The following is a 20,810-nucleotide window of genomic DNA, read 5'->3' as shown; positions in this document are numbered from 1 at the left end:
GTCGAAATCGCCTCGGCGCTCTATACAGTGCGTATAGCCCCGGCGATCTCGGTCACACCTACGATCGCCCTGAGTCGAAGAACGAACAACACCGACTGAACGGAACGGAAGACGGACTATGAGCAGCATCGAACGTGACGTGGTGATCGTGGGCGCCGGCGCCTCCGGTCTGACAGCGGCCACCGAACTGAAGAAGGCCGGGCTCAGCGTCGCCGTGCTCGAAGCGCGCGACCGCGTCGGCGGTCGGCTCTGGACAGGGGATGTGGACGGCGTCACCCTCGAGATCGGCGGCCAGTGGGTCTCACCCGATCAGGATGCGCTCATCGGCACTCTCGACGAGCTCGGCCTCGAGACGTACGAGCGCTACCGCGAGGGCACCAACATCTACATCAGCCCGACAGGAGAGCGCCGCACCTTCGACGGCGAGATCTTTCCCGTCCCGCCCAAGACCGAGCACGAGATCGTCAGTCTGATCGACAAGCTGGACGCGCTGGTGGCGGAGATCGACCCCGACCGGCCCTGGGAGCACCCGCGCGCGGAAGAGCTCGACGAGATCTCGTTCCGCCGCTGGCTGGAGACCCAGACCGACGACGAAGAGGCGCGCCTCAACATCGGGATGTTCATCGCCGGCGCCATGCTCACCAAGCCGGCGCACTCGTTCTCCGCACTGCAGGCGCTGCTGATGGCTGCATCGGCCGGAAGCTTCTCCAACCTGGTCGACGCAGACTTCATCCTGGACAAGCGGGTGAAGGGCGGCCTGCAGCAGGTGCCGCTGCTGCTCGCAGAACGCCTCGGCGACGACCTGCACCTGAACGCCCCTGTCCGGGTGCTGCGCTGGGACGACTCCGGCGTGACCGCCGTGGCGGACGGCGTCGAGGTGAAGGCACGGTTCGCGATCCTCGCCCTTCCTCCCGTGCTGATCAGCCGCATCTCCTATGAGCCGCCGCTTCCCCGCCGTCAGCAGCAGTTGCACCAGCACCTGTCGATGGGCTTCGTCATCAAGGTGCACGCTGTGTACGAGACGCCGTTCTGGCGCGAGGACGGATACTCGGGAACGGCGTTCAGCCCGTACGAGCTCGTGCACGAGGCGTACGACAACTGCTACGACGGCGACCCCCGCGGCACCCTCGTCGGCTTCGTCTCCGATGAGGCGGCGGATGAGGTCTTCCGCCTTTCGCCCGAGGAGCGCAAGGCGCGCATCCTGGAGTCTCTGTCGCACTACTACGGGCCCAAGGCGCTCGACACCGTGGTCTACTACGAGAGCGACTGGGGCAGCGAGGAGTGGACCCGCGGCGCATACGCGGCGAGTTTCGACATGGGTGGGCTCGCGCGCTACGGCGCCGATCTGCGCACGCCGGTCGGCCCCATCCACTTCTCCTGCAGCGACATGGCTGGCAAGGGCTACCAGCACGTCGACGGCGCCATCCGCGTCGGTCGCGAGACCGCTGCGGCCATCATCGCGAAGGCGTAGCTCCGGCTGTCCTTCGCCCCTGAGCCGGGCGCGGCCCGTCGTGGAGTGCCGCGCCCGCACCGGTCGCGTCCCGTCCGTTCGCGGACGGGACGCGACCTAGACCGACCGGGTGGAAACGGGTCCGGTCATCGTCACGCTGCAGGATGTCGCCGCCGGTCAGACCGCCGGCTGCTGCTGGGTGATGCAGTGGATGCCGCCGCCGCGGGCGAACAGGGGGCGCGCATCCACCGTCACGACGCGTCGGCCGGGGTAGGCGTCCGCGAGGATCGCCGCAGCCTCATCGTCGCGCTCGTCGCCGAAGCTGCAGGCGACGACGCCGTCGTTCACGAGCAGGTGGTTGATGTAGCTGCAGTCCGTCCAGCCGTCTGCGTCGCGGAGCGTCGCCGGGGCAGGGACCTCGACGATTTCGAGGGCGCGGCCGGCCGCATCCCGTGCCGCTTCGAGCGTCTCGCGGATCTGGCGCGACACCGCGAAGTCCGGATGCGCCTGGTCGCGCTGCGTGTGCAGCAGCACGACACCGGGGCGGGCGAACGCGGCGACGATGTCGACGTGTCCCCGGGTTCCGAAGCGCTCGGAGTCCCTGGTGAGGCCGCGCGGCAGCCAGATGGTCGTGGTCGCGCCGATGGTGCGCTCGAACTCCGCCTCGACGTCGGCGCGGGTGAGAGCGGGGTTGCGCCCAGGGTCGAGCTGGACGGTCTCGGTCGCGAGCACGGTGCCCTCTCCGTCGACGTGGATGCCGCCGCCCTCGTTCACCAGTGCGCTCCCGACGATGGATGCGCCGGCCAGCTCGCCGACGACCGCGCCGATCCGCGCGTCCAGGTCCCACTGGGCCCAGTCCTGCGCGCCCCAGCCGTTGAACACCCAGTCGACGGCGCCCAGCTCTCCGCCGTCGCCGACGACGAACGTCGGGCCCATGTCGCGCATCCACGCGTCGTTGAGCGGCGCCTCGTGCACGTCGATCGCCGACGACAGGTACCGCGGGGCGATGGTGCGGTCGCGCGGGTCGATCACCACGGAGACCGGCTCGAACTCGGCGACCGCGTTCGCCACGGCCGCCCAGGTGCTGCGCGCCTCCTCTGCGTCCTCCGCCGTGTCGCCGAGCGTGTACCCGGCGGTGGGGAAGGCGAGCCAGGTGCGTTCGTGCCTGGCGCCCTCGTGCGGCATCCGCCAGCTCATCGCGTGGCCTCCGCGCCGAGTCGGCCGCCTTCGCCCAGTACGCCGTACGTGTCAGGACGGCGCGTGGCGAGGAACGGGAACAGCTCGAGCCAGTCGCCGCGCTGCGGCAGGTCGAGGTCGACGACCAGCACCGCCTTCTCGTCGCGCGGCGCCTCCGCCAGGATGCGGCCGTACGGGTCGCTCACGAACGACGAGCCGTAGAACGTGTTGCCGGGGGTGCCGTCCGGCCGGGTCTCGGAGCCGGTGCGGTTCGGCACGACCATGAACGTGCCGTTCGCGATGCCGTTTCCCACGATCACCTGCCGCCAGAGCGGTTGCGTGTCGAACTCGGGGTGGTCGGGCTCCGAGCCGATCGCGGTCGGGTAGACCAGCACGTCGGCGCCCTGCAGGCTGTACGCGCGGGCGACCTCGGGGAACCACTCGTCCCAGCAGGTCGGCAGGCCGAGGCGGGCGGGGATCCCGGCGACTTCGTGCACGGGGTACGGCTGTTCGGCCGGTCCGGCCCGGAAGTACTTGTCCTCGTAGTAGCCGGCGGTGACCGGGATGTGCAGCTTGTGCGTGGTGGCGACGATCTCCCCGCTCGGGGCGACGATGATCGCCGTGTTGAGGCCGCGGCCGTCCTCGTCGCCGGTGCGCTGGAAGAGCGACGCGTGCACGTAGACGCCGCCGGCTGCGGCGGCACGTGCGGCCCACGCGCGGGTCGGGCCGGTCTCCAGGTCTTCGGCGAGCACGTCGGCGCGGCCCTCCGGCAGCGTGTCCGCAGGGTAGCGGGAGAGGGTCAGCTCGGGGAGGAAGACGATCTGCGCGCCCTCCGTCGCTGCCAGGGCGACCGCTCCGTCGAGCTCTGCTTCGAGCGCGGCGATGTCGGGCTGCCAGGCGTGCTGGACGACGCCGATGCGCAGGGGAGCGGCATCGTCGCGGCTGCCGTGCACACGGGCGAGGGAGGTGGGCGGGGTCGTCGCGCGGACGAGGGCGAAGGTCATCGTGGCCATCCGGTTTCTCGGGGAACAGGTGCTAAAACGAATAGTGTTCGTTTATTATGCACAGGAGACGTGAATGAGGGAAGAGGGGAAGCCGAGATGCCGCGACCAACATCGCCGATCCTGAGCGCCGACCGGATAGCTGACGCCGCCGTCGACCTCGTCGACGCCGGCAAGCCGTTCGGGGTCAACGCTCTCGCGCGGCAACTGGGCGTCACGCCGTCGTCCCTCTACAACCACGTCGACGGCCGGGATGCGATCGTCGAGCTGATGCGCGGACGCCTCGCCGAGCGCGCGGCCATCGTCGTTCCCTCGGGCTTGGCCTGGGATGCGGTGGTCGAGTACGTGGTGCGGGAGCAGCGTGCGATGTTCGCCGCGCATCCACTGGTCCTGCCGCTGCTCGTCGGCAAGCCGGTCACCGATGCGACCGTGCTCGGATATTACGAGGCGCTCGCCGAAGCACTGCTCGGCGCCGGTTTCCCTGACGGGGATGTGCTGGTGATCGTGGCGATCCTGGATGCGTTCGCGCTTGGCTCCGGGCTCGACCTGTCCGCCCCACCCGACGTGTGGCGCGCGCGGCCGGGCACCGCGCTCGCCCGTCTCGTCGCCGGAGGGGAGCCGGGGAGCGTCCGTGCCGACCGGGCGTTCGACCTCGGCGTCGAGCTGCTGATCTCGGCTCTGCGTGTGCGTCTGGCAGCGCATTGCGGCGCGGGGGATTAAGGCCTGGAAACGCTTTCATAACGCCACGAGATTGCTAACATTTGGCATCCAGCATGTAGGATGGACCAAACGAGGCCGTGAGTATTTCCGGCATCTCGTGCGGACGGATCGCCTGAACGGGTACAGGCGCCGTCCGGATTGCGCGTGCGTCCTAGCGCGCCGCGTCGATGCCCCCAGTTGTTTCGGGTTCAACTGGGGGCATCTCTCCGCCCGCACTCAATGAACGAGTCCGAACGTCTTCGTGAGTACGCCGCGGCGCACCTGATCGCGTTCGGGCTCGATGGTCTTCCGGATTGGATCAGACGGCGCGGATCGTCCAGCCCGCCGTGCTGGAGGCGCCGGGGGTCAGGACGACGAGGTCTGTGCCCGAGTTGAAGGCGTCGGGCGGGCAGGTCATCGGCTCGACGGCGAGGCCGATGCGGTCGGTCGCCCGATCGTCGGTGTCCGCGGTGTGCACCTGGACCCACGGGCACGCGCCGTCCCAGCTCATCGAGACGCCGCTGCCATCCGCTGCGTGCAGCCAGACCGTCGCGGTGTCGGACCCGTCCCGCTGCAGTCCGGTGAACGCGTGGTCGATGAAGGTGTCGCCGATCGTGCGCGGCTCGCGGAAGTCGAACACCCCGTCGCCCTCCGTCGCCACGTCGGCGAGACCGATGGGGATGAGGCGGTCTTCGGTGACGGTGAGCACCGTCGACGCGGGAAGGGTGAGGGTCCAGTCGTCGACCCGGCCATCGCCCGCGACCAGATAGGGATGCGGACCCGTGCCCCAGGGCGCATCGTCGTGTCCCGTGTTGGTCGCCGTGACGGAGGTGTGCAGGCCGTCCTCGTCGAGCTCGAACGTCACGACGACGTCGATGCGGTGCGGATATCCCGCTTGCGCTTCGATCGTGGCGGAGAAGGTGACGCCGCTTCCCGACCGCGCAACGGCGGCGAAGTCCAGCCAGCTCGCGAGGCCGTGCAGCGCGTGACCACGGTTCGGTTCCGTGAGCGGGAGCTGCTGTTCGACGCCGGCGAACGTGTACGTCCCGTCGACCACGCGATTCGGCCACGGGGCGAGCGTCGCGCCGCGATAGGCGGGTCGCACCTCGTCTGCGTCGAAGGGGACGACGAGCGGGCGGCCCTTGTATTCGAGGGTGCGCAGCGACGCGCCGACGGACGCGATCGTGGCGTGGTAGTCGCCAGCGGTCAGGCCGAAGTGGGTTCCGGAGATGGGTGTGGTCATCCGCCCATTCTGTTGCACGGGATGCGTCGCCGTATACTCGGCGGGGTCGCCACACCAGGAATTATGCTCTTAAACACTAGAACACGTGAAATATATGTAACTACAATGTGGTAGTAATACCTCATGAACGTGAAACATTCTTCGGGGCCAGGGGAGCGGAAGAAGCGGGCCGGGTGGGCGGTGCTCGCTCTCGGCGCGCTGCTCGGCGCCTCCCTTCCCTCCCTTCCCGCTGCAGCGGCGTCGGCCGCGATGGCGGCAACGGTCGTCGCCATCGACGAGACGGTCAAGTCCGGCGGCCAAGCGGTGTACCGCGTCGTTTACCAGTGCTCCAACCTGACCTTCGACAGTTGCGTCGCGCCGACATTCACGGCGACCGCACCCGAAGGAACCGGACCGGACGGCCAGCCCGTCACGCTCGCCGGACAGCCCGTCCTGCACGGCGGAGGCGACATCGTGTCCTCCTCAGGATCGCCTCTCGTCATCGCGCTGCGAGACCTCGGTCCTGGCGAATCAGGGGAGTTCACGCTCTCCTGGCCCGTCCCGAACTTCACGACACTGCCAGGCACGACGTTCCCGACGACGGTCGAGCTGAGCTACGCAGACGACGCAGCCCCCGGCGGGCGGGCGACCACGACGGTCACAACGCCGACGCCGGTCACGGTCGACGCGACGTCGGCACTCACCGCGATCAAGCAGATGATGAAGCCTGTTCGCGAGACCCTGGTGCGGCCGGACGAGCCCGTGACGTACCGGATCTACGGATGCAACCCGAACGCCGCGAGCCTCGGCGCTCTCGACTACACCGACCTGGTGCTGGTCGACACACTGCCGAAGGGGGCGACGTTCGTGTCGGCCTCGAACGGCGGCGTGTACGACTCCGTCGCCGAGACGGTGACCTGGACGACAGCGTCTCCCGCCCGTGACGACTGCACGAACCCGTCTCAGGTGCACGAGCTGACAGTTGTCTACTCGGACGCCGCGTTCGTCCAGTCCATCCCCGCCGGCGAGTCGATCAACGCGTTCCAGAACAAGCTCAACGCCGCGGCGGTCGGACTTGACGGACAGCAGCTCACCGCGTTCGATCAGCGGCACCACACGTTCGTGTCGCCGAACGCCGAAGGCCAGACCAACTACCTGGCGAGCAAGACGGCGTCGAACAACAGCTACCTGCACACCGACACGACCAGCGAGTACCAGTGGAGCATCCTGTCGCACTGGCACGGGAGCATCCCCGGCTACGATTCCGGAAACCTGCGCCCCACCGTCGTCGTCGATCGTGTGCCGTGCATGGTGAACGGCAAGGCCGTCTCGCCCGCCATGCCGAAGACCGACGCTTTGGCCATGGCGTTCCCCGGTCAGATCAGCATCCCCGCCGGCCAGTGCACGAACCCGGCGTCGAGCACCGAACAGTTCCGCTTCGACGAGAAGACCGTAAAGCACCTCGTGCAGGTCGAGGTCGTCACCTGGAACGGCGTGATGCCGCAGACGCACCGCTACGTCAAGCCGGTCGACAAGGTCGAGCCCTTCCGTCTGAACATCCACCGCCCGGCCGGTGCATCGTATGAAGAGTCCCTCGGCCTTCCTGCCAACGAGATCGTCACGGACATCCGCATCGTCAGCGTGAGCGAGGACAACGTGGCCGACTGGTGGGCAGTGCGTGCGGTCAACACGCAGGCGTTCGCCGACTCCGGCCTGCTGACGATGGCCAACACCTACGTGCCGTTCTACGGCATGGAATACGCGCCGGGTGCCGCGCAGACGGCAGGAATCGCCGGCGCGGCGGCCCCTCGCACGGCACTCGAGTTCTTCGCAACCCCGCAGCCGGACCCGCAGGTCGTCAAGACCGCGGCCTCGAACGTCGACGCGCTGCGGCCCGGTGTGTCCGCCACCTGGCAGATCGCCCTCGCCAACGGCGCGAACGGCAAGGTCCCACTGCGTCCGATGCTCGTCGACGTGCTGCCCGTCGGTCTCGAACCGATCGTCTCCTCCATCCGCTGGACGAACCTGGATGCGGTCGGCCAGCCGACCCTGAAGCAGAGCACCGTGGAGATCGACGGCACGACGCACGCCACCCTGACCTGGACGTGGCCGGTCGGCACAGAACTCGGCGTCGACGACCCGCGCCCGACCGTCACGTTCGACACGGATGTCACCCTCGCCGCGACCGAAGGCGCGCACGCCAACCGCGACGCGCAGCGGGCCGTCCTGTTCGATATGAACCACACCCTCACGAGCAGCGGAACGGGTGAGGCGACCGATGTCGACGACCTGAACGGCGACGGAAACACCGACGAGCTGGTCTCGGAGAGCACGGTCGGCTGGACCGTCCTCGCGAGTTCTGGCGCCACGATCGCGAAGACGGTCAAGGGAGCGCTCGACGCCGACTGGAGCAGGGACGGTTTGACGAACGCGACGTTCGACGGCTCCGGCGCGCACGTCGACTACCGTCTCGCCGTGTCCGACCCGAACAACACGGCGCTGAAAGACCTCGTCATCTACGACGTTCTTCCGCACGTCGGCGACACCGCGATCAGCGGCGTGCTGGCCGGCGCGAAGCGCGGAAGCGCGTGGAACGTGACGTTCGACTCGATCCTCTCGAAGCCGGCGGGCGCGACAATCGAGTACTCGATGTCGTACAACCCGTGCCGCCCCGAACTGTTCGACCGGCCGTCCGGGCGGGAACTGCCTGCCGGATGCGACGCCGACTGGTCGGCGGCACAGCCGGCCGACCCGGCGAGCGTGAAGGCGCTCAGGATCGTCTTCGCCGACCTGGCGCCCACGCTCGATCCCGAGTACATCGAGTACCGGACGATCGCGCCGGCGCTGAGCGGCGCGGACGACCTCGCGATCACCGACCCCGCTGCCGTCGCCAACAACAACGTCGCGTGGCAGACCTCGCGCGTCACGAGCGCTGGGTCCACCGCAGCGCTGCTGGCATCGGAGGCGCCGGTCGTCGGTGCGCGACGGGCCGCGGGTCAGGTCGGCGACCGCGTCTGGCTCGACGCCGACCGCGACGGCATCCAGTCCACGGGGGAGGTCGGCGTCTCCGGCGTCAACCTGGAACTCAGGGACGCGAACGGCCAGCAGGTGAACGGCGCGGACGGCACGCCCGTGCGCACGGTCACCGACGGCAACGGCGACTACCTGTTCACCGTGCCGCTCGGCACGTGGAGCGTCGCGATCGTCGGACTGCCGGCGCAGTACGAGCTCACGGCACCGCTCGCGGGTTCCGATGGCTCGGTCGACTCCGACTTCACTGCCATCGGTGCTGCCACCGCTCCGGTGACCGTCGCCGACCCCGTCAGGAACGGCGAAGGCGCGAACGTCGACACGACGCTCGACGCCGGTCTGGTGCGCGCAGGAGTCACCATCGCGAAGGACGACGGCCTGTCCATCGTCCTGCCCGGTGAGTCGACCACGTATGCGATCACCGTGACCAACACTGCGGCGACCGCCGTCGCCGAGGCGGTGGTCGTCGCCGACGCCCTGCCGAAGGAGCTGCTGTTCGTCAGCGCGACCGGCGGCGGAGAGTTCGACGAGGACAACAGCGTCGTCACCTGGACGCTGGGCGAGCTGGCGCCGGGCGAGACGCGCGTCCTCGAGATCACGGCGACGGTCGGAGACGGCATCGAGATGGACACCGCGATCGCCAACGTGGCGACGATCACCGGAACGCTGGACTGCCTGACGGCGTGCGCGGCCACCGACACCGATCGCACGCCCCCGCGCGTGACGATCGTGAAGGACGACCACCAGACGACGGTCGGCAACGGGGAAGCCCTCCGCTACGACCTGTTCGTGGAGAACCACTCGGCGGCCGCCTCAGCGACCGGTGTGACCGTGGTCGACACCCTTCCGGAGCACCTCGAGTTCGTCGGCGCGACGGACGACGGCGTGTACGACGAGGACGCGCGGACCATCACCTGGTCGCTGGGCGACCTCGCTCCTGGCAGCGGTCGGGTGGTGCAGGTCCACGCGACGGTCGGCGCCGCGACCCCCGTCGGTGCCACCATCGCGAACACGGCGACGGTCGCGACGACGGAGGGCTGCATCGTGGATGACGACTGCCGCACCGAGGACGTCGACCACACCCCCGACGTCTCGATCGCGAAGGACGATCACGAAGAGTTCGTGGAGGTCGATCAGGAGCTCACGTACGACCTGACCGTGACGAACAACGCCGCCTGGGGTGCGCCGCTCACCGTGGTGACTGACATACTGCCCGAGGGTGTCGAGTTCGTCTCCGCGACGGACGACGGCGTGTACGACGACGAGACGCGCACCGTCACCTGGGAGCTCGGAACGCTCGACGGCGACAGTGAGCGCGTCGTCAGCGTGACGGCCAAGGTCGTCGCCGGCCTCACGGACGGTGACCCCATCGTCAACACGGCGACGGTGACCACCGAGCAGGGATGCGCGGGCGACGATCAGTGCAGTTCGACGGACACGGACACGTTCTACGCCCCGCCCACGGGGCCGAAGCTCGATCCGTCGGTCGAAGAAGGAGACGGCGAAGACGGCAGCCCGACGCCGACGCCGACGCCATCTGTCCCCGCGACCTCCACACCGACACCGCCGAGTGTGACGCCCACCGATTCGGCGAACGCCGGATCGAACGGCGCAGGAACCGGCGCCAACGCGAACACGGGCGCGGGAAGCGATTCCTCGACCACCGGCGGCGCGGGCGACACCACCACCGCGACGCAGAAGGACGGCCTGGCGAACACCGGCTCGACCGTCGCGACGCTGGCGGGATGGATCGGTGCGCTGCTCCTTCTCGCGGGTGCCGTGCTGGTGCTGATCCGTCGCAGGAAGGCGGACGGAGCGCGGTAGGCGCTCCTGCGCCAGAGAGACCCTGAGCGGGGTGGACGTTGAGCCGTCCACCCCGCTCAGTCGTGCTCTTGCTCAGTCGTGCTCTTGCTCAGTCGGGCGCTGGCTCAGCCGGGGGCTCGTTCAGCCGGGCGTTGCGGCGGCGCGCAGCGCGGCGTACAGGTCGGCGCGGGCGGCGAAGCTGCCCAGGTCGACACCCAGGATGCGCTCGGCGTCGGCGACGCGCGTGCGGAGCGTGTGCCGGTGCATCCCGAGCTCGCGGGCGGCCACGTCGTAGACGCCGTTGTGGTCGAGCCAGACGCGCAGCGCGCGGGGCAGGTCCTGGTCGGCGTTCGCAAGCGGGGCGATGGCCGCCGTCGCGACGGCGCGGGCGTCCGGGGTGTCCAGAAGGGCGAGCATCCCGCCGCCTGCGATGTCGTCGAAGCCGCGGAGCGGCCGGTCGGCGTCGGCACGCTCGCGTGCCGCCGACGCCTGCGCGAGGGCGGACGGCAGCTCGGTCAGGGGACCGGCGGCGGAGATGCCGCCACGCAGGTCGAACCGGGCTGCGAGCTCCGGCAGTCCTGACGGGGCGGCGTCCTCTTCGAGGATGACCAGGTCGTGTCCGTCACGGGCGAAGAACAGGCCAGGCCTCGTCTCCAGAACGTCCGCCGCCGAGGCGATGGCGATACCGCCGAGCACGGCGACGCGCACCGGTCCGGAGGGCAGAGCGCCGAGCACCGGCTCGGCAACGGTCTCCGCCAGTGCGCGGTCACCGGAGAGAAGCGCGCGCCACACGGCCGTGCGCAGGCGGGTGCGCGCCGCATCCGTCGCCCTGCTCTGTTCGAGCGCGAGCCCGGCCAGAGCCACGACGCCTGTGACCACCTGCTGCGCCGCCTGGTCGAGCCCAGACGAGCCGACAGCGAGCACCCCGCGCAGGCGTCCGGCGGCGCCGAGGGTCTGCAGCGCGAACGTCTCGCTGCCGTCTGTCCCTCTCCCGTCGGTGCTCCCTCTCCCGTCGGTGCTCCCTCTCCCGTCGGTGCTCCCTCTCCCTTCTGTGGTCCCTCCGCCGTCGACGTCGGCTCCGCCGTCGGCGCCGACGCCGCCGGTCCGTCCTCCCCCTGCTGTGCCGGCAGCCCGGCGGCGGGCGCGCAGCAGCGGCTCGGCGGCCGTCGTGATCGCGGCCCGGTCGACGGCCGACAGGGCGCCGGAGGGATACGCCCTGTCCAGTTCTCCGTCCGCCCCGACCAGCGCGACGGGCCGCTCGATCTGGCGGGCGAGTTCCGCGAGCACCGCGCCGAGCGCATCCGGTCGCAACGCCGCCAGAGAGATGGCCCTGGATGCGCGGAGCGCCCAGGTGTTGCGGGCGTAGGTGTCCGCCGCCACCCGATCGGCCACGAAGCGGGCGATGGCGATGAACGGCGTTCGGTACGGCACCTCGAACAGCGGGAGGCCGAGCCTGGTGCACGCCTCGATCAGCGCATCCGGAGTCCCGGCGCGCACCACCTCGGTGCCGAAACCGAGTCCGGCGATGCCGTGCTCGACCAGGCGGGAGACGTACGGCTCCACCTCCCCGGGCTCGCGCGTGATGAGAAGCACCTGGCCAGGAGCGAGAAACGGCGTCGGATCGTCGATGTCGGAGCTGTGTGCCCACTGGATGCGCGCATCCAGTGCGGCAGACACGTTCGGCGTGAGCAGGCGCAGGCCCAGATCCGGCCGGGCGAGCAACTGCGCGATGGTGGCGGGCACGATCCACTCCGATCCGCCAGGCTGTCCAGCGCTGGCGAACAGATTGTACACGGTGGCTAATTGACGGTGGGGCCAGCCTCCATACGATTCCCCCATGACCATCCTCGACTCCTCACCCACCGTCACCGGCGGCCCTGCCCTCCCGCAGGAGCGCAGGCTCGTCACCGCCATTCCCGGCCCCGAGTCGCGCAAGCGCGCGGAGCGCAAGGCGCAGGCCGTCGCCGCGGGCGTCGGCACCACCCTCCCCGTCTACACGGTCGCAGCCGGCGGCGGCGTGATCGTCGACGTCGACGGCAACTCGCTGATCGACTTCGGCTCCGGCATCGCCGTGACCGGCGTCGGCAACTCGGCCCCGCGCGTCGTCGAGGCCGTCACCGCGCAGGTCGCCGCGTTCACGCACACCTGCTTCACCATCGCGCCGTACGACTCGTACGTCGACGTGGCAGAGGCGCTCAACCGGCTGACCCCCGGCGACCACGCCAAGCGCAGCGCTCTGTTCAACTCGGGTGCGGAGGCCGTGGAGAACGCGGTCAAGATCGCCAGGCACTACACCGGCAAGCAGGCCGTCGTCGCGTTCGACCACGCCTACCACGGCCGCACCAACCTCACGATGGGCCTCACGGCGAAGAACCAGCCGTACAAGAACGGCTTCGGCCCGTTCGCCCCCGAGATCTACCGCGCCCCGCTCAGCTACCCGCTGCGCGACGGCGGACTGTCCGGCGCCGAGGCGGCCAAGCGCTCCATCACCATGATCGAGAAGCAGATCGGCGCGGCCAACCTCGCGGCGATCATCATCGAGCCGATCCAGGGCGAGGGCGGCTTCATCGTCCCGGCGGACGGCTTCCTCCCAGCGCTCGCCGACTGGGCGGCCGCGAACGACGTCGTCTTCATCGCCGACGAGGTGCAGACCGGCTTCGCGCGCACCGGCACGATGTTCGCCTCCGAGCAGTTCGGCATCGTTCCCGACCTCATCGTCACCGCCAAAGGGATCGCGGGCGGCCTTCCGCTCTCCGCCGTCACCGGTCGTGCCGAGATCATGGATGCGCCGCAGCTCGGCGGTCTCGGCGGAACCTACGGCGGCAACCCGCTCGCCTGCGTCGCCGCCCTCGCCGCGATCGAGACCTACGAGACCGAGGACCTCGCCGCCCGTGCCCGCGCGATCGGCGCGATCCTGTTCGACAAGCTCGGCGCCCTGCGCGACGCCGACCCCCGCGTCGCAGAGGTCCGCGGCCTCGGCGCGATGGTCGCCATCGAGCTCGTCGACGAGAACGGCGAACCGGATGCCGCTCTCACCTCCAAAGTCGCCGCGGCTGTGCACGCCGCGGGCGTCGTGCTGCTCACCTGCGGCACGTACGGCAACGTCATCCGGTTCCTGCCGCCCCTGAGCATCCCGGACCACCTCCTCGTCGAAGGACTCGACATCGTTACGGAAGCACTGGTGAACGCATGAGCATCGCAGAAGAGACCGCACCGGCCGCACTGACCGAGCGCGAGAGCGACCTGCTCTCCCGCGTGCCGGACGGCCTGTACATCGACGGCCGCTGGGAGGCCGGCACGCGCGACCCCATCGAGGTCATCGACCCGGCCACCGGCCGCGTCATCAAGCGCATCGCCAACGCCACCCCGGAGGACGGCATCCGGGCACTCGACGCGGCAGACGCAGCAGCGGAGGCGTGGGCGGCGACCCCGCCCCGCACCCGCGCCGAGATCCTGCGGAAGGCGTTCGACCTGCTGCAGGAGCGCCGCGACGACTTCGCGCTGCTGATGACGCTGGAGATGGGCAAGCCGCTGGCCGAGGCCAACGGCGAGGTCACATACGGCGGCGAGTTCCTGCGCTGGTTCAGCGAGGAGGCCGTGCGCATCGGCGGTCGCTACGGGCAGAACCCGGAGGGCACAGGCACCATGGTGGTCTCGCAGCGGCCGGTCGGTCCGTGCTTCCTCATCACGCCGTGGAACTTCCCGCTGGCGATGGCGACCCGCAAGATCGCTCCCGCGCTGGCAGCGGGATGCACGGTGGTCGTGAAGCCCGCAGAGCTCACGCCGCTCACCACGCTGTTCTTCGCGAAGCTGCTGGAGGACGCCGGAGTTCCCGCCGGTGTCGTCAACGTGATCCAGACCAGCACGTCGAGCACCGTGTCCGGGCCGATCATCGCCGACCCGCGGCTCCGGAAGCTGTCCTTCACGGGCTCGACGCCCGTCGGGCAGCGGCTGATCGCCCAGGCGGCGCAGAACGTGCTGCGCACCTCGATGGAGCTCGGCGGCAACGCGCCGTTCGTCGTCTTCGACGACGCGGATGTCGACAAGGCGGTCGAGGGCGCGATGCTCGCGAAGTTCCGCAACATCGGCCAGGCGTGCACGGCGGCCAACCGGTTCATCGTGCACGAGTCCGTCGCTGAGGAGTTCGCGGAGAAGGTCACCGCGCGCGTGAAGGCGCTGCGGCTCGGCCCTGGCACGGAGGAGGGCGTGACCATCGGTCCGCTCATCGACGCCAAGGCGGTCGCATCCATGGTCGAGCTGGTGGGGGATGCGGTCTCCCGCGGCGCCCGCGTGCTCACCGGCGGGAACGCGCCGGAGGGCGACGGCTTCTTCTTCGAGCCGACCGTCCTGGTCGATGTGCAGCCTGGCAGCACGATCCTGGCCGAGGAGATCTTCGGGCCGGTGCTCGCGATCACGACGTTCGCCACCGAGGACGAGGGCGTCGCCCGCGCCAACGAGACCGAGTACGGTCTGGTCGGCTACGTCTTCACCGAGGATCTGGCGCGCGGTCAGCGCATGATCGACCGCATCGCCACGGGCATGATGGGCCTGAACACGGGCCTCGTCTCCAACGCAGCGGCGCCGTTCGGCGGCATCAAGCAGTCCGGTCTCGGTCGCGAGGGCGGTGCAGAGGGCATTCACGAGTACCTGTCGACCAAGTACACGCTGATTCCCGCGAGCTAGCGGCGGCACGCCTCGTGCAAAAAGGGCGGTCCGGGCATCCCGGACCGCCCTTTTCGCACGACTCGTGCGCGCGTCAGAGGCCGTTCGCGCGCGCGATCGCGCCGAGCCAGGCGAGGGACGGCTTGGGGGTGCGCACGAAGGTCTCGCGGTCGACCGCGATCAGACCGAAGGTCGGGCGGTATCCGCTCGCCCACTCGTAGTTGTCGAGCGCGCTCCAGTGCAGGTAGCCCTCGAGCTGAACGCCGTCCTGGATGGTGGCGTGCAGCTCCCGCAGGGCAGCATCCGTGTATGCGATCCGTCGCTCGTCGTCGCTGGTCGCGATCCCGTTCTCGGTGATCATGACCGGAACCCCTCCGGAGAGCTCCCACGCGCTGCGCACACCCTCGGCGGCGGCGGGCGGGTAGAATTCCCAGCCGGTCAGCGTTGTCTCGACGTCGTCGGCCACCGGCAGAGGGCCGTTCGGGCCGATGAACGTGCGCGTGTACGCCTGCACGCCGACGAAGTCGTCGCCGGCGGACTGCTCCAGATACCAGTCGTCGCGCGGGTAGCCGTACTCGCGCAGCTTCTCCTCCGAGCCTGGCTCGCCGTTCGAGCGGAACGCCTGCGTAGCGATTGTCCAGCCCGACTTGAGCCCTGACACCTGCGACAGCACCTCGCGCGAGCGCTTGTGCGAGGCGAGCAGCGCATCCGCGACACCGAGGTCGGGATTCGGCAGGCCGTAGGCGACCAGGTTGGCCGCGTCCTCTCCGCCCGCGAGCATCGCCGCGATGTTCGGCTCGTTGATCGTGCAGACGTGGTCGACGCCGTCGGAGACGATCGGCAGCGCCAGCTCGGTGTAGCGCGCGAACAGGTCTGGCGCATCCGGTGCCCGCCAGAACCCGTCGCGCTCGAACCAGCGCGGCACGGTGAAGTGCATCAGCGTCACGACAGGGTTGAGCCCGAACTCGTGCGCCGCATCCACCATTCGGCGGTAGTGGTCGATCTCGGCGCGCGAGACGAATCCGCGCTCCGGCTCGATGCGCGCCCACTCGACGCTGAACCGGTAGGTGTTGAGTCCGGCGTCCGCCAGCAGCTTCATGTCCTCGCGGTAGCGGTGATAGCTGTCCATCGCGTCACCAGACGGTTCGACGATGGAGGTGCCAGGCGTGTGCTCGTGCACCCACCAGTTGCTGTTGATGTTGTTGCCTTCGATCTGGTGCGCGGCGGTGGCAGCGCCCCAGAGGAATCCCTCGGGGAAGGTGAGCACGTTACTCCTGTGGTGTTTCAGTGGATGGTCGAAAGGAAGGTGGTGAGGGCGGAGACCGTTGCCTCCGGCGCTTCGAGCTGGGGGGAGTGGTGGCCGCCCTCGATCACCGCGTAGCTCGCGCCGAGGCGTTCCGCCATGTGCTGCTGCATCGGGATGGGCCAGGCGTCGTCGAACTCGCCGTGCGCGACCAGCACGGGGACTCCGGATGCGCGGAGCGCGTCGGTCGTGTCGTGGTCGGCGCGGAGGATCTCGGCCCCGGCGAGGAGGTTGTCGCTCGACGTGCGCTCGGCGCGCAGGCGGAGGAACGCCTCGTCGGGTGTGAGGGCGGAGTCCGACTGCCCGACGGTGTGCGGGTTGTCGCGGTTCCACAGGCCGATCGAGCCGGACTCCGACACCGTGTCCGTGGTCTGCTGGTGGCGACCGGGCCAGCCGGTCGGGCCGGAGCAGAGCATGGTGAAGGAGGCGAACGCATCCGGAGCCGCAATGGTCGCTTCCCGCGCCACGACGCCTCCGAGGCTGTGCCCGATGAGGTGCACAGCCTGACCGTCGCCGATCAGGCGGGCCACCTCGACCGTGTCTGCGGCGAGAGCGTCGAGCCGGTAGCTTTCCACACCGGAGGGTGCTGCGGAGTCCGCCTGACCGCGCTGGCTGTACGCCCAGACGTCCCAGCCCTCGGCGGCGAGCAGCGGAAGGAAGGTGCGGAAGTCCTCCTTGGAGCCGGTGAAGCCCGGCACGAAGAGGACCGTGCCCCGCGCATCCCGCGCACCCGTCGCCGGAGCGTGCAGGGCGGTCAGCGTGCCCACCGCCGCGGGGATGCCGACCACCTCGACGCCTGCGGGAACGGGCAGCGCCCCGAACGGCGCGACCGAGGCGAACGCGGTCATGCCAGGGCCTCCCTCGCGCGGGCCGGGTTGGGCACGGCATCGAGCAGTTCGATCGTGTACGGGTCGGACGGGTGGCGCAGCACGTCGGCTGTCCTCCCGCGCTCGACGACGCGTCCCGAGTTCAGGACCATGATGTCGTCGGTGACGAGCCGCGCAGAGAGCAGGTCGTGCGTGATGTAGAGGAGCGAGACGCCCCACCGCTCGCGCAGGTCCTCCAGCAGGGCGAGCACCCCTGCGCGCAGCGTCACGTCGAGCATCGAGACCGGCTCGTCGGCGATGAGCACCTGCGGATCGCTCGCCAGAGCGCGCGCGATGACGACGCGCTGGCGCTGACCGCCGGAGAGCTGGTGCGGGAGCTTGGACGCGAACTGCTCCACCGGGGTGAGCCCGACAGTCTCCAGCAGTTCGAGCACCCGATGGCGCGCATCCTTGCCGCGGAGGCCGGTGAAGTTGACCACCGGGCGGGTGAGCGCGTACTCGACGGTGTGCAGCGGGTTGAGGGCGGCATACGGGTCCTGGAACACCATCTGCACGTTCTTGTGCAGGTCGCGGATACCGCGCCTGTTCAGCTTCGCCACGTCGGCGTCGCCGAAGCGAACCGTGCCGGAGGTCGGCTTCTCGACGCCGGTCAGCAGCTTCGCGATGGTCGACTTGCCCGATCCGGATGCGCCGACCAGCGCGAGGGACTGGCCGGGCTCCAGCGTGAACGACACGGTGTCGACCGCGGTCACCTCGCTCTCGCCGCGACGCGGTGCCGGGTACACCTTCGAGACGCCGTCGACGACGATGGCCGCCTGCGCAGCGCGGCCCTCGCGCTCGCGCACGGCGGTGGCCGTGCCGGATGCCGCAGCGCCGCTCGCGCCCTCGCGTCGCGCCGGGAACCCCGGCAGCTCCACCACCTCGGCCCGCGGGTCGGCGTAGTGACTCAGCAGCATCCGCGTGTACTCGTGCTGCGGCGCCTCGAGGATCTGCCTGCTCGACGCGTCCTCGACGATGCGGCCGTCGTGCATCACGAGCACGCGCTGCGTCGCTTCGAGCACGACGCCGAGGTCGTGGCTGATCAGAATGGCCGTGAAGCCCTCCGACTGCTGCAGCTCGGTGATCGTGTCCATGATCGCGTGCTGCACGAGCACGTCGAGCGCGGTGGTCGGCTCGTCGAACACCATCAGGCGGGGTTCGAGCGACAGGGCGAGCGCGATCGAGACGCGCTGGCGCATCCCGCCGGAGAGCTCACCGGGGAAGCGGGCGAGCACCTGCTCTGTGAGGCCGACCTTGCCGACGAGCTCGCGCATCCTGTCGTCCCAGCGTTCCTTCGCAACGTGCCCGTGGGCGTGGAAGATGTCGGCGAAGTGCTTGCGGATGGTCCGCACAGGGTTGAGGGCGTTCATCCCGGACTGCAGCACCATCGCGAAGCCGCCCTGGCGCTGGCGGCGCAGTTCCTCGTCGCCGAGCTCCCGGATGTCCTGGCCGCCGAACAGGATCTCGCCTCCATTGGTGCGCGCGGGCGGCTTCTGCAGCCGGGTGAGTGCGAAGCCGAGGGTGGACTTGCCGGAGCCGGACTCGCCGACCAGGCCGATGAACTCGCCTGCGCCGACCGTGAACGACACGTGGTCGACGGCCTGCACCGGCGTCTGACCGGCGGACTCGTAGATGACGGAGAGGTCGCGGACCTCGAGCATCTCGCTCATCGTGCGCTCTTTTCTTTCGCAGGGCGTCCTTCTCGGAGGCGCGGGTTGCTGATCGCGTCGACGCCGAAGTTGATGAGTGTGAGGCTCATCGCCAGCAGCGCGATGCAGAGACCGGGGGCGAACAGGAGGATCCACTGCCCGGTGAGGAGGGCGTTCGAGTTCTGCGCCCAGTAGAGGATGGTTCCCCAGCTCACGATCGACGAGTCGCCGAGGCCGAGGAACTCCAGGCCGGCCTCCGCGAGGATCGCGGCGGTCGCTGCGCCGAAGAAGCTGCCGGTGATGAGCGAGGTCATGTTGGGCAGGATCTCGTTGAACACGATCCGGAACGGCCGGTCGCCGGAGAAGCGGGCCGCTGTGACGAAGTCGCGCGACCGGAGCGACTGGGTCTGGCTGCGCAGCACGCGGGCGCCCCACGCCCATCCGGTGATCACGATGACGGTCACGATCATGAACAGTCCGCCGTTCTGCAGGTAGGCGGCGATCACGATCATCAGCGGCAGGCCGGGGATGACGAGGAACAGGTTCACGAAGAAGTTGACCACCTCGGCGCCGAAGCCCCGGATGTATCCCCAGCTCAGACCGATCAGCACGGCGACGACCGTGGAGAGCAGACCGGCGATGAAGCCGACCGCCACGCTCACGCGCGCGCCGTAGATGAGCTGGCTGAGCACGTCCTCGCCGGCGGCGGTGGTGCCGAACCAGTGCTCGGGGCTCGAATCGGCGTTGCGCGGGAAACCGTCCTGCGTGGCGCCGTACGGGGCGAGCAACGGTGCGAAGATCGCTACGAGCACGAAGAACGCCAGGATGATGAGGCCGAGCCTGGACTTCCAGTTCGACCACAGGGTGGATGCTGCACGTCCGATGAACGCGAGCCGGTGCGGCGGCTTCGCCCCTCCCGAGGCCGAGGCATCCGTTGAAATGGACTTGAAACTCTGTGTCGTGGTCATCGGCGGGTCCTTGGGTCGAGTACGCCGTACAGAATGTCGACGAGGAAGTTGGCGACGAGAACGCTGACGGTGATGAGGAGGAACAGCGCCTGCATCAGTGGGTAGTCCTGGCCGATCACCGCGTTGAACAGCAGGAAGCCGATTCCCGGGTAGCCGAACACCTGCTCCACCAGGATGGAGCCGCCGACCACGCCGCCGAGGGCGAGGCCGAAGCCGGTGAGGTTCGGCAGGATCGCGTTGCGGGCGGCGTACTTCATGGCGACGGTGCGGCCCTTGAGGCCGTTGGCCTCCGCGAAGGTCACGTAGTCGTCGCCGAGCGTGTTGATCATGGCGTTGCGCATCCCGAGGATCCAGCCGCCGATCGAGGTGATCAGGATGGTGACGGCCGGGAGGATCGCGTGGTAAGCCACGTCGACGATGAAGTCCCAGCTCCACGACGGCGTCGCCGTCGGGCCGAACGCACCGGAGGTGGGGAACCAGTGCAGCACGTAGCCGAGGAAGAACAGCAGCAGCAGCGCCGTCCAGAAATACGGGAATGTGCTGGCGAAGGTGCCGGTCAGCGTCGGCAGCGAGTCGAGCCAGGTGTTGCGGCGCCAGGCGGCGAGCACACCGAGCAGCGTCCCGAGCACGAACGCGACGATGGTCACGATGCCGAGCAGCACGATCGTGTACGGGAAGGCCTGACCGACCAGCTCGGACACCGTCTGCGGATAGAAGGTGTACGAGACGCCGAAGTCGAACGTGACCACCTGGTGCAGGTAGCTGACGTACTGGTCCCACAGGTTGCCGCCCGGCACGCCGAGCTGGGCCTCGATGGCCGCGCGGGTGGCGGCCGTGACCGGTCCGTTCTGCGACAGCTTCGCGATGGCGGCGTCGGTGGGGGAGCCTGGCATGAGCCTCGGCAGGATGAAGTTCAGCGTGACCGCCGCCCACAGAGTGAGGACGAACAGGCCGAGTTTACGGAGCGCGTACGCCATCGGC

General features: G+C 69.5%; 14 protein-coding genes. 5 read left to right on the top strand and 9 right to left on the bottom strand.

Annotated features, from left to right (window positions below):
• Positions 1 to 118 precede the first annotated feature (118 nt).
• Positions 119 to 1,471: a flavin monoamine oxidase family protein gene (locus tag ACYVGI_RS17435; RefSeq protein WP_460633854.1), complete on the top strand. Its 1,353-nt coding sequence runs from the start codon at positions 119 to 121 to the stop codon at positions 1,469 to 1,471.
• 156 nt (positions 1,472 to 1,627) lie between these two features.
• Here ACYVGI_RS17435 and ACYVGI_RS17430 read toward each other — a convergent pair whose 3' ends face one another.
• The gene (locus tag ACYVGI_RS17430) at positions 1,628 to 2,647 is read right to left on the bottom strand and encodes an agmatine deiminase family protein (RefSeq protein WP_460633853.1); all 1,020 of its coding nucleotides are present in this window, start codon (positions 2,645 to 2,647) and stop codon (positions 1,628 to 1,630) included.
• A complete protein-coding gene (locus ACYVGI_RS17425) occupies positions 2,644 to 3,639 on the bottom strand; it encodes a nitrilase-related carbon-nitrogen hydrolase (protein WP_460633852.1) in 996 nt (331 codons plus the stop codon). Before ACYVGI_RS17425 ends, ACYVGI_RS17430 begins: the two co-directional genes overlap by 4 nt.
• 87 nt (positions 3,640 to 3,726) lie before the next feature.
• Here ACYVGI_RS17425 and ACYVGI_RS17420 point away from each other — a divergent pair, with 87 nt between their 5' ends.
• Positions 3,727 to 4,347 (top strand): TetR/AcrR family transcriptional regulator C-terminal domain-containing protein, encoded by a 621-nt coding sequence (locus tag ACYVGI_RS17420; RefSeq protein ID WP_460633851.1) that lies wholly within the window; start codon positions 3,727 to 3,729, stop codon positions 4,345 to 4,347.
• A 298-nt stretch (positions 4,348 to 4,645) separates the two neighbouring features.
• Here the strand turns inward: ACYVGI_RS17420 and ACYVGI_RS17415 are convergent, their stop codons facing one another.
• Positions 4,646 to 5,569 (bottom strand): aldose 1-epimerase family protein, encoded by a 924-nt coding sequence (locus tag ACYVGI_RS17415; RefSeq protein ID WP_460633850.1) that lies wholly within the window; start codon positions 5,567 to 5,569, stop codon positions 4,646 to 4,648.
• A 123-nt stretch (positions 5,570 to 5,692) separates the two neighbouring features.
• Here ACYVGI_RS17415 and ACYVGI_RS17410 point away from each other — a divergent pair, with 123 nt between their 5' ends.
• Positions 5,693 to 10,402, top strand: a complete 4,710-nt coding sequence (locus tag ACYVGI_RS17410) for an SdrD B-like domain-containing protein (RefSeq protein WP_460633849.1) — start codon at positions 5,693 to 5,695, stop codon at positions 10,400 to 10,402.
• Positions 10,403 to 10,522: 120 nt separating this feature from the next.
• Here ACYVGI_RS17410 and ACYVGI_RS17405 read toward each other — a convergent pair whose 3' ends face one another.
• Entirely contained in the window at positions 10,523 to 12,124 is a 1,602-nt protein-coding gene (locus ACYVGI_RS17405) for a PucR family transcriptional regulator (protein WP_460633848.1), read from the bottom strand.
• A 94-nt stretch (positions 12,125 to 12,218) separates the two neighbouring features.
• Between ACYVGI_RS17405 and gabT the strand changes: the two genes are divergently transcribed.
• Together gabT and ACYVGI_RS17395 are read left to right on the top strand one after the other, a co-directional pair.
• Entirely contained in the window at positions 12,219 to 13,574 is a 1,356-nt protein-coding gene (gene gabT, locus ACYVGI_RS17400) for a 4-aminobutyrate--2-oxoglutarate transaminase (RefSeq protein WP_460633847.1), read from the top strand.
• Positions 13,571 to 15,064, top strand: a complete 1,494-nt coding sequence (locus ACYVGI_RS17395) for an NAD-dependent succinate-semialdehyde dehydrogenase (RefSeq protein ID WP_460633846.1) — start codon at positions 13,571 to 13,573, stop codon at positions 15,062 to 15,064. The genes gabT and ACYVGI_RS17395 overlap by 4 nt, the downstream gene beginning before the upstream one ends.
• A gap of 73 nt (positions 15,065 to 15,137) precedes the next feature.
• Here ACYVGI_RS17395 and ACYVGI_RS17390 read toward each other — a convergent pair whose 3' ends face one another.
• The 5 genes from ACYVGI_RS17390 to ACYVGI_RS17370 are packed head-to-tail and all read right to left on the bottom strand — an operon-like array spanning position 15,138 to position 20,806.
• Positions 15,138 to 16,310: a glycoside hydrolase family 1 protein gene (locus ACYVGI_RS17390; RefSeq protein WP_460633845.1), complete on the bottom strand. Its 1,173-nt coding sequence runs from the start codon at positions 16,308 to 16,310 to the stop codon at positions 15,138 to 15,140.
• Positions 16,311 to 16,327: 17 nt separating this feature from the next.
• Positions 16,328 to 17,194: an alpha/beta fold hydrolase gene (locus ACYVGI_RS17385; RefSeq protein ID WP_460633844.1), complete on the bottom strand. Its 867-nt coding sequence runs from the start codon at positions 17,192 to 17,194 to the stop codon at positions 16,328 to 16,330.
• Complete coding sequence (locus tag ACYVGI_RS17380) at positions 17,191 to 18,882, bottom strand: ABC transporter ATP-binding protein (protein ID WP_460633843.1); 1,692 nt, start codon at positions 18,880 to 18,882, stop codon at positions 17,191 to 17,193. Before ACYVGI_RS17380 ends, ACYVGI_RS17385 begins: the two co-directional genes overlap by 4 nt.
• A complete protein-coding gene (locus ACYVGI_RS17375; protein WP_460633842.1) occupies positions 18,879 to 19,829 on the bottom strand; it encodes an ABC transporter permease in 951 nt (316 codons plus the stop codon). Before ACYVGI_RS17375 ends, ACYVGI_RS17380 begins: the two co-directional genes overlap by 4 nt.
• Positions 19,826 to 20,806, bottom strand: coding sequence for an ABC transporter permease (locus ACYVGI_RS17370; RefSeq protein ID WP_055889970.1), 981 nt, complete (start codon positions 20,804 to 20,806; stop codon positions 19,826 to 19,828). The genes ACYVGI_RS17375 and ACYVGI_RS17370 overlap by 4 nt, the downstream gene beginning before the upstream one ends.
• Positions 20,807 to 20,810: the final 4 nt, after the last annotated feature.

The sequence above is a fragment of the Leifsonia lichenia genome (assembly GCF_054780215.1).
Note: the sequence above shows the minus strand (reverse complement) of the source record. Positions and strands in the feature narration are given on the sequence as shown.